The following is an 11242-nucleotide window of genomic DNA, read 5'->3' as shown; positions in this document are numbered from 1 at the left end:
GGGGGCCGGGCCGAGCAGCGCGGGCGCGCAGCGGGCCAGCAGCGCCCCGGCGGCCGCGGCGATCGACATGATCACGCCCAGCAGCAGCACCCCGGCCAAGGGCGCCAGCGCGGAGAGGGCCGAGACGAAGGCGTGCGGCCAGTCCTCGTCGACGTACGAACCGTCGGTGAACGGCAGGGCGATCAGCATCGCCGAGGCGGGCAGCAGGGACAGGGTGAGCCCGCTGACCAGCCCGCCGATGGCCAGATGCAGCCCGTACCAGAGCAGGGTGCGGGCGCGCGCGTCCCATGACCCGGCGGGCCCCGCCGCGAGTTCCGCGGACTCCGGAAGCCCGCACAGCGAGCGCGCGGCGGTGGCCTCCAGGGGGCGTACGAGCGGGAGCAGCGCGGTCGGCACGGCCAGCGGCAGGGCCAGGCCGAAGGTGCCCAGTTGCCACGCCAGGGAGGTGAAGGGAACGGCGTTTCGCAGGAGCATCGCGAGGACGACGCCGGTCAGCAGGTAATACGGCATCAACAGGGCGCCGCCGAGCACCAGATGGACCCAGCGCAACTGAGCCCGGCGGCCGGCCACCGCACGGAGCGCCCGCCGCCACCACGCCCCGGTCACGGGACCCGGTGCGCTGCCGCGCCGCCGGTGGGGCCGCACTCGCGGACGAGGCGCCCGCCGTCTGTGAGGACGGGTAATCCGAGGGTCATCCGCACAGCGTAGGTCAGCTTCATCGGCGCGGTCGGCTCCTTGGCGGGCGGGCGGGTGCCGGACGCGTCCGCCCGCCGGGAAGGGTGTGGGTCACGGGGACCAGCCTCGCGGCGCGGCGGGCGCCGCACCTCACCCTGTCCGACGATCCGCCTCCGCCGCGTGGCGGAGCGGGCCGTCCTCCCTTGGGTCAAAGACGGCGCGTCGCGAGGGTGAGCCGGTCCCGGGCGTCGAACAGCGCGTCCTTGATCATCTGCTCATGGGTGGGGGTGAGCCGGGCCACCGGCACCGAGCAACTGATGGCATCGCGCGAGGGGGTGCGGTACGGGATGGCGATGCCGAAGCAGCGCAGCCCCAGGGTGTTCTCCTCGCGGTCCACCGCGTACCCCTGCTCCCGGATCAGGTGCAGCTCCTCGATCAGCTTCTCGCGGTCGGTGATGGTGTGCTCGGTGAGCTGGCCCAGGGTCTCCGGCAGCAGCTTGCGCACCTGCTCGTCGGAGTACGTGGCCAGCAGCGCCTTGCCCAGCGAGGTGGAGTGGGCGGGCAGCCGGCGGCCGACGCGGGTGAAGGGGCGCAGATAGTGCTGCGACTGCCGGGTGGCGAGATAGACGACGTTGGTGCCGTCGAGGCGGGCGAGGTGGATGGTCTCGGTGGTGTCGTCCGAGAGCCGGTCCAGGGTGGGGCGGGCGGCGGTCACGACCTCGTCGCCGTCGATATAGGAGGTGCCGACGAGCAGGGCGCGCACCCCGATGCCGTAGCGGGTGCCGGTGGCGTCCGTCTCCACCCAGCCGAGCTCCACCAGGGTGCGCAGCAGCATATAGAGGCTCGACTTGGGATAGCCCACGGCCTCCTGGACCGCGGCGAGGCTGTGCATTCCGGGCCGGCCGGCGAAGAACTCCAGCAGTTCGACCGTGCGGACAGCCGATTTGACCTGGGCCCCGCCCGTCTCGGTAGCTGACATCGCCTTGACCCCTCTGTTCGACCAGCCATAGAGTCCCGAGGGGAAATTCATCACCCGGGACAGCGTTCAGCATATCGAACACCGTCGATGTGTGGGACGCAAGCAGCGGTAACACCACAGCAGGAGGAATCCGCGGTGTCAGCACCAGTGTGGAGCGTCGACCCCCGAACCGGAAAGCAGCGGGAGCAGGTAGCGGTCGAAGCCACGGCGGAGGAGGTCGACCGCGTGGTGCGCGCGGCCCACGCCGCCCGCGGCTCCCTGGCCGACCGTACGGTGCGCGCCGCCCTGCTGCGCACCGCCGCCGATCTCCTCGACGAGGCCCGCGACCAGTTGGTCGAGGCCGCCGACGCGGAGACCGCGCTCGGCCCCGCCCGGCTCACCGGCGAACTCGCCCGCACCACCTACCAACTGCGGGCCTTCGCGACCATCGTGGACGAGGGCGCCTTCCTCGACGTCCGTATCGACCACGCCGACGCCACCCAGACCCCGCCCTGGCCCGATCTGCGCCGCTACAAGCTGCCGCTCGGCGTCGTCGCGGTCTACGCCGCAAGCAACTTCCCGCTCGCCTTCTCCGTGCCCGGCGGCGACACCGCGAGCGCCCTGGCCGCGGGCTGCCCGGTCGTCGTCAAGGCCCACCCGGACCACCCCGCCACCTCCGAGGTGGCCGCCGCCGCGCTGCGCCGCGCGGCCGAGCGGGTCGGGGTGCCCGCCGATGTGATCGCGGTGGTGCACGGTTTCGAGGCGGGCATCGAGCTGGTCAGGCATCCGCTGATCGCCGCCGCCGGCTTCACCGGTTCGGTCCGCGGCGGCCGCGCCCTGCACGACGCGGCGGCCTCCCGGCCGGTGCCGATCCCCTTCCACGGCGAGCTGGGCAGCCTCAACCCGGTCGTGGTCACCGAGGCCGCGGCCGCCGAGCGCGGCGACCAGATCGGCGCGGGGCTCGCGGGCTCCATGACGCTGGGCGTGGGCCAGTTCTGCACCAAGCCCGGCTTTGTGCTGGCCCCGGCGGGACCGGCGGGCGACGGCCTGGTGAAGTCCCTCACCGAGGCGGTCAGCAACACCGACGCGGGCGTCCTGCTCGACCACCGGATGCGGGACAACTTCGTCGCCGGGGTCAAGGAGCGCGCCGAACTGGCGGACGTGGAGGCCCCGGTCACCCCCGGCTCCGGCGGCGAGCACACGGTCAGCGCGGGCTTCCTGACCGTCCCGGCGCGGCGGCTCACCGAGGACGGCCCGCACGATGTGCTGCTGGAGGAGTGCTTCGGCCCGGTGACGGTCGTGGCGCGCTACGAGAGCGACGACGAGATCAGCGCGGTGCTCGGCCGGCTCCCGGGCAACCTCACCGCCACCGTCCAGATCTCCGCCGCCGAGGGCGAGGGCACCGAGGGCCGGGCCGGTGCGCTGATCGCCGAGCTCACCCCGCTGGCCGGACGGGTCCTGGTCAACGGCTGGCCGACCGGTGTCGCCGTCGCCCCGGCCCAGCACCACGGCGGCCCCTACCCGGCCACCACCTCCACCTCCACCTCGGTCGGCGGCACCGCCATCGAGCGCTGGCTGCGGCCGGTGGCCTACCAGGACACCCCGGCCGCCCTACTGCCGCCGGAGCTGCGGGACGAGAACCCGCTGGAGCTGCCCCGGCGGATCAACGGCATCCGGGAGCAGCGCGGCTGAAGCCCCGGAACGGCCTCCGGGAGCAGCACCGCTGACGCCCGGACCGACGGCGCGGCCGCCGGACCCGCGGACCTGACCCGCGGTTCCGGCGGCCGTGTCGGCATGCCCGGGGCCACCTACGGTTCCCGGGGTCTCCCGGCGGCCGATTCGCCGGTGCGGTCACCCGGGCGCCGCGCCCGGCATGGGCATCGCCGCAGGTCGGCGGGGATCCATAAGGTTCCCTTGAAGGCATCCGACAGGGAATCGCGATGGACGCCGGGGTGAGCCCGTTCCATAGTTGTTGGACATGGAGAGCCTGGCGGGCGCCGAATTCGCGCCACACACGACGTATCTCACCACCGCGTCCAGCGGTCTGATCCCCGCACGCTCCGTGGCCGCCGTGAAGGCGGTCCTCGACGACTCGGCCGCCGGACGGCCCGTCATCGACGTCGCCTTCGAGGCGGTCGAGGAGAGCCGGGCCGTCTACGCCCGGCTCGTCGGCGTACCGGCGCGGCGGGTCGCGGCGGGCAGCTCGGTCGCCGTCTACGCGGGGATGATCGCCACCTCGCTGCCGCCCGGGGCCGAAGTCATCGTCGCCGACGGCGACTTCAGCTCCCTGGTCAACCCCTTCGCCGTCCGCGGCGACCTCAAGCTGCGCATCGTGCCGCTGGAGGAGATCGCGGAGGCGGTACGGCCCGGTACGGCGCTGGTGGCCGTGAGCGCCGTCCAGTCCGCGGACGGGCGGATCGCCGATCTCGCCGCCATCGGGGAGGCGGCCCGGACCCACGGGGCCCGCACTCTGGTGGACACCAGCCAGGCGGCCGGCTGGTTCCCGGTGAACGCCGACGAGGCCGACTACACGGTCTGCGTGGCGTACAAGTGGCTGATGTGCCCGCGCGGGGCCGCGTTCCTGACCGTCCCCGAGGATCTCGGCGAGCTCACTCCCGTCTTCGCGGGCTGGGTCGCGGGCGAGAAGCCCTGGGAGAGCTGCTACGGACCGGTGGCCGAACTCGCCCACTCCGCCCGCCGCTTCGACGAGAGCCCGAGCGTGTACTCCTACGTCGCGGCCCGGCACTCCCTCGGGCTGATCGAGGAGCTGGGCACCGAGACCATCGCCGCCCATGACCGCGCGCTCGCCGACCGCTTCCGGGCCGGGGTCACCGGGCTCGGCCACCAGCCCGTCGCCGCCCCCGGCTCGGCCATCGTCTCCGTACCGGGGCTGGGGGACGCCGCGTCCCGGCTGGCGGAGGCGGAGGTGCATGTCTCGGCGCGGGCCGGCAACCTCCGCGCCTCCTTCCACCTGTACAACACGGCGGCCGATGTGGACCGGGTGCTGGCGGAGCTGTCCCGCTGAGGCGGTCTCCCTGGGCACAGAGAAAACCTGCTCCCGGGGCCGGAACGGGGATGGAAAAAATCTGAGGGAAGCCGGGGCACCCCGGCTTCCCTCAGATCACGGACGTCAGCCAGATCACGGACGTCAGCTCAGCGCATGGCGGTGATCACCGTACGGGCGTGAAGTCCCTTGCCCCGATGAATTCCGGCCGGGGGACCGGTGCCGCGAACGGCTCCACCGCGGTGTTCTCCACGCTGTTGAACACGATGAAGACGTTGCTGCGCGAGTAGGGCGTGATGTTGTCGCCCGAGCCGTGCATGCAGTTGCAGTCGAACCACGTCGCCGAACCGGCCTTGCCGGTGAACAGCTTGATGCCGTGCTTGTCGGCGAAACCGGTGAGCGCCTCGTCGGACGGGGTGCCCGCGTCCTGCATCTGGAGCGACTTCTTGTAGTTGTCCTTCGGTGTCTCGCCCGAGCAGCCGAGGAACGTACGGTGCGACCCCGGCATGATCATGAGGCCGCCGTTGGTGTCGTAGTTCTCGGTCAGCGCGATCGAGACCGACACGGTCCGCATGTTCGGCAGCCCGTCCTCGGCGTGCCAGGTCTCGAAGTCCGAGTGCCAGTAGAAGCCCGAGGCGCCGAAACCCGGTTTGACGTTGATCCGGCTCTGGTGGACGTAGACGTCCGAGCCGAGGATCTGCCGTGCGCGACCCACCACTCGCGGGTCGCGCACCAGGTTCGCGAACACCTCGCTGATCCGGTGCACCTCGAACACCGACCGTACGTCCTGCGACTTCGGCTCGATGATCGAGCGTTCGTCGGCGCGCACGTCCGGGTCGGCGACCAGCCGGTCCAGCTCGGCGCGGTAGACCGCGACCTCGTCCGGAGTGATCAGCTCGTCGATTGCCAGGAAGCCGTCGCGATCGAAATCGCTCAGCTCGGACGGTTGCAGCGGCCCGGGGGCGCCGGGGTCGGACCACACCACGGGATCCACGCGCGGCGTGGCGACCTCCATGGCCCCACGGGTCGGGTACAGGTCAGTGACCGCGGTCATCGGATCATGCCTCCTCGGTCTCGGTGATCAGCGGGTATACGCCGTTCTCATCATGGTCCTCCCGTCCCGTGATCGGCGGGTTGAATACACAGACGCATCGGAAGTCCGTTTTGGGGCGCATCGTGTGCTTCTCGTGCCCGTTCAGCAGATACATGGTGCCGGGCGTGATCCAGTGCTTCTCACCGGTCTCGTCGTTGGTGAGCTCGGCCTCACCCTCGACGCACAGCACCGCCTCGATGTGGTTCGCGTACCACATCGAGGTCTCGGTGCCCGCGTAGAGGATGGTCTCGTGCAGCGAGAAGCCGACGCCTTCACGGGCGAGCACGATGCGCTTGCTCTCCCAGGTGCCGGTCTTGGCCTTCACATGCCTCTCGGTGCCCTCGATGTCCTTGAAGGATCGGACGATCACGGTGAGTTCTTGCCTTTCTCTTCTCTGCGGTACGGGAGGGTTATGCGGTCTCGCGGACCGCGCGGGCGAGGGTCCGCAGCCCCTCGTCCAGGTCATCGGGGGAGATGGTCAGCGCGGGCAGCAGCTTGACGACCTCGCTCTCGGGGCCGGAGGTCTCCACCAGCAGCCCCAGCTCGAAGGCGCGCTTGCAGACGGCCGAGGCGCGCGGCTTGTCCTCGAACTCCAGGCCCCACACCAGGCCACGGCCGCGGAAGTGGGTGCCGGACTGCTCCTCGCAGATGGCGCGCAGGGCCTGCTCGACCTGCTCGCCGCGGGCCAGGGTCTGCTTCTCCATCTGGCTGTCGGCCCAGTAGGTGTCCAGGGTCGCGGCGGCGGTGACGAAGGCGGGGTTGTTGCCCCGGAAGGTGCCGTTGTGCTCGCCGGGCTCCCAGATGTCCAGCTCGGGCTTGAAGAGCGCGAGCGACATCGGCATGCCGTAGCCGCTGATGGACTTCGACACGGTCACGATGTCCGGGGTGATGCCCGCCTCCTCGAAGGAGAAGAAGGCGCCGGTGCGGCCGCAGCCCATCTGGATGTCGTCGACGATCAGCAGCATGTCCTGGCGCTCGCACAGCTCGGCCAGGGCGCGCAGCCACTCGGGCCGGGCCACGTTGATACCGCCCTCGCCCTGCACGGTCTCGACGATCACGGCGGCGGGCTGGTTGAGGCCGGAACCCTGGTCCTCCAGCAGCCGCTCGAACCACAGGAAGTCCGGGACCGTGCCGTCGAAGTAGTTGTCGAACGGCATCGGGGTGCCGTGGACCAGCGGGATGCCCGCACCGGCGCGCTTGAAGGCGTTGCCGGTCACGGCCAGCGAGCCCAGCGACATGCCGTGGAAGGCATTGGTGAACGAGACGATGGACTCGCGGCCCTTGACCTTACGGGCCAGCTTCAGCGCGGCCTCGACGGCGTTGGTGCCGGTCGGGCCCGGGAACATGACCTTGTAGGGCAGATCGCGCGGGCGCAGGATGTTGTTCTGGAACGACTCCAGGAACGCGCGCTTGGCCGTGGTGGACATGTCCAGGCCATGGGTGACGCCGTCACGCTCGATGTAGTCGATCAGCGCCCGTTTCAGTACCGGGTTGTTGTGGCCGTAGTTGAGCGACCCGGCTCCGGCGAAGAAGTCGAGGTAGGTATGGCCGTCCTCGTCGAACATGTGGCTGCCCTGCGCACGGTCGAAGACGGCGGGCCAGCCACGGCAGTAGCTGCGCACCTCCGACTCCAGGGCCTCGAAGACGCTCAGGGCGGGCGGGGTGATGGTCACAGCGTTCTCCTGGGAGAGGGGTGTGAGGGGGGTGAGGGGGGTGAGGAGGGAGGATCGGGGTGTGATCAGGGGAGATCAGGTCCGGTCCGCGCGTGGCCCGAGCGGGCCGAGCGGACCGATGCGGTAGAGCACCTCGGGCTCGTGCCCACCGTCGGGGAAGAGACCGCCGTGGAAGAGCACCTCGCGCTCGAGCGGCGCTTCGTGCCGTTCGGCGAACGAGGTGAACAGCCGGTTCGAGGCGGTGTTGTCAGGGGTGATCGTCGTCTCGATGCCGCGGACGCCCGCCGTGGCGACCCGCGCGACCAGCCCGTCCAGCAGGGTGGCGGCCAGTTTGCGGCCACGCCAGGCGTGGTCGACGGCGACCTGCCAGACGACGAGGGTCTCGGGGCGCTCGGGCCGGACGTAACCGGTGATGAAGCCGACCGGTCCGCCGTCGGCGTCGCGCGCCACAACGGATGTGGCGGCGAAGTCGCGGCACCACAGGAGGTAGCTGTAGGAGGAGTTGAGGTCCAGGGTTTTGGAGTCGCGAGCGATTCGCCAGATCGCGGCTCCATCCTCGACGCGCGGTGTGTCGAGGGTGAGGCCCTCCGGCAAATCCAATTCGCTACGGACTAGGTCTGCTTGTGCGGCGGTCATGCAAATTCAATTTACCCAGCAGAATCAGAAAATGCATCGTGGTGGGGGGTTACGTGGAGGGGGGTTGATGTGTTATCACGCGGGAGCGCGCGTGCGCGCGGCCGTTGGCCGAAAGGCGGTAATTTGTAGGGGAGTTACTCGGGCAAAGCGGATCGCATGTGTGGTCCGTCACATGTATGTAACCGGCCGATGACCGTCTTGAATTACGGGATCAGGAACCCGTGGAAATTTTTTTGTTTAGGAATCGCAATGGCGGGCAGACGAATGTGGAAGCAGTAGCGGAAAAACGCGGAGAATTTCTGGCCATGCCGCCATGAATTCAATCCCCCACAGTGAACCGAGCGAAGTCGCCGCGGACCGCGAAGGCCCCGGAGGCGCCGTTGCCCGAGGCCGAGTACGCGTCCCGGCCGGTGTCCCGGTCCCCCTCGGCGTGGTTGTACTGCCCCGCGAAGACATACCGGCCCGCGCGTACGGTCGCGCCCTTGCGGAGCGTCCAGCGGTGGACCAGCACACCGTCCTCGACGCGGGTGGCGGTGGCCATATCGCCGGTCGGCAGCGAGCTCCAGGACCCGGTGGAAACCACGTCCCCGGTGTCCGCGACCCGCAGCTCCACCGTCAGCGAGGTCAGCGGCCTACCGATGGTGAGCGTGATCTCACTCTGCGCCCAGTACGGATTGGAATGGGCGTTGATGGCGCCCCTGGACCGGACGGTCGGCTCGGCGAGATGGTTTGGACCGGCCGCGGTGGGATAGGCGCTCGGCGTGTGCCGCTCAGCATCGCTCTGCGACCCGGCGCCCGGCTCCTCCCCGGGCCGCTTAGCCGCGCCCGCGCCCGCACCGGCCGGAGGCGCGGGAGGCTCGCTCGAGGTGCGCACCGTCTGCGGCCGCTCGGCACCGTCCATGGCCACCACCGCGATCCCCGTCGCCGCGACCGCCGCGGCCAGCCCGGCGACCGGGCCCACCAGCCGGGTCGGCCAGGTCCGGCGCGGGCTCGTCCGCGCGCTCCGGCTCCAACTCCGGCCCCGGCCCTGGTCGTCGGCCGCCATGCCCACCGTGACCCGGGTCAGCATCCGGATCCGGTCCGGCTCATGGGAGGCGGCGGCCGTACGCAGCTCGGCGACGACATCGCGGCCCTCGGGGCGCTCGCGATGCTCGATCATCAACTGCCCCCTCCCGCATGCCCGGCGTGGCCCATATGACCCGAGTGGCGAGCGGGTCCTGCGCGGCCTGTGTGCCCTGTGTGCCCTGTGTGCCCTGTGTGCCCTGTGTGGCCCTTGTTCCCGGAGCGGAGCGTTCGTACCGTCTGCTCGGCCTCCGTCGCCCCGGGCAGCTCGCCCTCGCCGTCCGGAGAGCCGAGCAGCCGCTCCAGCTCGGCGATTCCACGGGAGGTCTGGCTCTTGACCGTGCCCACCGAAATGCCCAGCGTACGGGCCGTCTCCCGCTCGGAGAGGCCGAAGGCGTGCCGCAGCACCACACATGCCCGCTTGCGGAACGGCAGCCGGACCAGCGCGGCCTGCACATCCACCACGGCGGACACATCCGGATCGTCCACATGGTCGGAGCGCTGCGAGGAGAAGAGCGCCACCCGCCGCCGCTCGCGCACCAGGCTGCGGATCCGGGAGCGGGCCAGGTTGGCGACCACGCCCCGGGCGTACGCGGCGGGGTGGTCGGCGGCCCGCACCCGGTCCCACTGGTGCCAGACCGCCACCAGCGCGTCGGCGGCCAGGTCGTCCGCTCCGTCGGAGCTGCCGAGCAACAGATGGGCGAGGCGGGCCAGTTCGGCGTGGTGCCGCTCGAAGAAGTCCCGGAATGCGGCCTGTGGGTCGGTGGGGTGCCGCGAGTTGGGGTGTGGGCCGGTGTACGCGTCGGCCGATAAGTCATCGGGGTCCTCCGGTGCGCGGGGCGCTCGCGCGGTGCCCGCGGCGGCCGCGTCATCGGCGGGAGCGTTCACGAGGATCTCCTCACTGCCCCTCTCTCCGGTGGGTTGCGTGAGCGTAGCAGCGCTGCGCATGTTGTTCGAGTGGCGTCGTTCCAGCTCCTGGGAATTGGCCGGTCAACGCCCTGTCCCGGTCTCGTACAGTGCGTTGTATGAGGGATAGCGCGGTGCTCCACATCAAGGGCCGGGTCCTGGTCGGACCGGACACCGGCGACGCGGCCGGGGACGTCCGGGACGAGCTATGGGTGGTCGACGGCAGGATCACGTTCGAGCGGCCGGCCGGGGCCAGGGACGTCCGGCTGGTCGAGGGCTGGGTGCTGCCCGGCCTCGTCGACGCCCACTGCCATGTCGGACTCGACGCCCATGGGGCGGTGGACGATTCGACGAGCGAGAAACAGGCGCTGACCGACCGCGACGCCGGGGCGCTGCTGCTGCGGGACGCCGGATCACCGGCCGACACCCGCTGGATCGACGACCGCGAGGATCTGCCCCGCATCATCCGGGCAGGCCGCCATATCGCCCGCACCAAGCGCTACATCCGCAACTACGCGCATGAGATCGAGCCGGAGGACCTGGTCGCCTATGTGGCCGCGGAGGCGCGGCGCGGCGACGGCTGGGTCAAGCTGGTCGGCGACTGGATCGACCGGGAGACCGGCGACCTGGGTGCCTGCTGGCCGCGTGGCGCGGTCGAGGAGGCCATCGCGGAGGCGCACCGGCTGGGCGCGCGGGTCACGGCGCACTGTTTCGCCGAGGAGAGCCTCGCACCGCTGGTCGAGGCGGGGATCGACTGCATCGAGCACGCCACCGGGCTCACCGAGGAGACCATCCCGCTGTTCGCCGAGCGGGGCGTGGCGATCGTCCCGACCCTGGTCAACATCGCCACTTTTCCCCGGCTGGCGCTGGGCGGCGAGGTGAGGTTCCCCCGCTGGGCCGACCATATGCGGCGGCTGCACGCGCGCCGGTACGAGACGGTGCGGGCGGCCTACGACGCGGGCATCCCGATCTACACCGGCACCGACGCGGGCGGCGGCCTGGCCCATGGGCTGGTCGGGCAGGAGGTGGCCGAGCTGGTGAAGGCGGGCATCCCGGCGCGGGACGCGCTCTCGGCGGCGACCTGGGGGGCGCGGACCTGGCTCGGACGGCCGGGGCTCACCGAGGGGGCCTCCGCCGATCTCGTCGTCTACGACGCGGATCCGCGCGCCGATGTGCGGGTGCTGACGACGCCGCGGCGGGTGGTGCTGCGAGGCCGCGTGGTCGGCTGACGGGGC

The 11242-nt window shown here is 71.1% G+C and carries 10 protein-coding genes and 1 pseudogene; 3 read left to right on the top strand and 8 right to left on the bottom strand.

The window, feature by feature from the left end:
• A pseudogene (locus KN815_RS38910) lies at positions 1-606 on the bottom strand (histidine kinase); the annotation flags it as partial.
• Between the two features lie 277 nt (positions 607-883).
• The gene (locus tag KN815_RS38905; protein ID WP_216346523.1) at positions 884-1654 is read right to left on the bottom strand and encodes an IclR family transcriptional regulator; all 771 of its coding nucleotides are present in this window, start codon (positions 1652-1654) and stop codon (positions 884-886) included.
• A 135-nt stretch (positions 1655-1789) separates the two neighbouring features.
• Here KN815_RS38905 and KN815_RS38900 point away from each other — a divergent pair, with 135 nt between their 5' ends.
• Positions 1790-3325 carry an aldehyde dehydrogenase (NADP(+)) gene (locus KN815_RS38900; RefSeq protein ID WP_253209506.1) on the top strand — a complete coding sequence of 512 codons (1536 nt, stop codon included), beginning with the start codon at positions 1790-1792 and terminating at the stop codon, positions 3323-3325.
• A gap of 286 nt (positions 3326-3611) precedes the next feature.
• On the top strand, positions 3612-4658 hold the full coding sequence (locus KN815_RS38895; RefSeq protein WP_216346521.1) for an aminotransferase class V-fold PLP-dependent enzyme: 1047 nt from the start codon (positions 3612-3614) through the stop codon (positions 4656-4658).
• Between the two features lie 145 nt (positions 4659-4803).
• On the opposite strand, the gene thpD is transcribed toward KN815_RS38895, so the two are convergent.
• From thpD to KN815_RS38865, 6 genes are all read right to left on the bottom strand, one after another.
• Positions 4804-5691 (bottom strand): ectoine hydroxylase, encoded by an 888-nt coding sequence (gene thpD / locus KN815_RS38890; RefSeq protein WP_137965247.1) that lies wholly within the window; start codon positions 5689-5691, stop codon positions 4804-4806.
• Between the two features lie 4 nt (positions 5692-5695).
• Entirely contained in the window at positions 5696-6100 is a 405-nt protein-coding gene (locus tag KN815_RS38885; RefSeq protein WP_216346520.1) for an ectoine synthase, read from the bottom strand.
• Positions 6101-6140: 40 nt separating this feature from the next.
• Positions 6141-7403 (bottom strand): diaminobutyrate--2-oxoglutarate transaminase, encoded by a 1263-nt coding sequence (gene ectB, locus KN815_RS38880; protein ID WP_216346519.1) that lies wholly within the window; start codon positions 7401-7403, stop codon positions 6141-6143.
• A 75-nt stretch (positions 7404-7478) separates the two neighbouring features.
• Positions 7479-8039: a diaminobutyrate acetyltransferase gene (ectA, locus tag KN815_RS38875; RefSeq protein ID WP_093460852.1), complete on the bottom strand. Its 561-nt coding sequence runs from the start codon at positions 8037-8039 to the stop codon at positions 7479-7481.
• A gap of 319 nt (positions 8040-8358) precedes the next feature.
• Positions 8359-9198, bottom strand: coding sequence for a hypothetical protein (locus KN815_RS38870; protein ID WP_216346518.1), 840 nt, complete (start codon positions 9196-9198; stop codon positions 8359-8361).
• Positions 9198-9989, bottom strand: coding sequence for a SigE family RNA polymerase sigma factor (locus tag KN815_RS38865; protein WP_216346517.1), 792 nt, complete (start codon positions 9987-9989; stop codon positions 9198-9200). The genes KN815_RS38870 and KN815_RS38865 overlap by 1 nt, the downstream gene beginning before the upstream one ends.
• Positions 9990-10126: 137 nt before the next feature.
• Between KN815_RS38865 and KN815_RS38860 the strand changes: the two genes are divergently transcribed.
• Positions 10127-11236, top strand: a complete 1110-nt coding sequence (locus tag KN815_RS38860; protein ID WP_216346516.1) for an amidohydrolase family protein — start codon at positions 10127-10129, stop codon at positions 11234-11236.
• Positions 11237-11242 lie beyond the last annotated feature (6 nt).

This window comes from Streptomyces niphimycinicus (genome assembly GCF_018883605.1).
Taxonomy (GTDB): Bacteria; Actinomycetota; Actinomycetes; order Streptomycetales; family Streptomycetaceae; genus Streptomyces; species Streptomyces niphimycinicus.
The sequence above is the reverse complement of the archived record's forward strand: the minus strand, read 5'-3'. Positions and strand labels throughout refer to the sequence as shown.

Coding starts and splice junctions, on each gene's coding strand:
- KN815_RS38860 (WP_216346516.1), top strand. CDS start 10,127: ATGAGGGATAGCGCGGTGCTCCACATCAAGGGCCGGGTCCTGGTCGGA.
- KN815_RS38895 (WP_216346521.1), top strand. CDS start 3,612: ATGGAGAGCCTGGCGGGCGCCGAATTCGCGCCACACACGACGTATCTC.
- ectA (WP_093460852.1), bottom strand. CDS start 8,039: ATGACCGCCGCACAAGCAGACCTAGTCCGTAGCGAATTGGATTTGCCG.
- thpD (WP_137965247.1), bottom strand. CDS start 5,691: ATGACCGCGGTCACTGACCTGTACCCGACCCGTGGGGCCATGGAGGTC.
- KN815_RS38905 (WP_216346523.1), bottom strand. CDS start 1,654: ATGTCAGCTACCGAGACGGGCGGGGCCCAGGTCAAATCGGCTGTCCGC.
- KN815_RS38870 (WP_216346518.1), bottom strand. CDS start 9,198: ATGATCGAGCATCGCGAGCGCCCCGAGGGCCGCGATGTCGTCGCCGAG.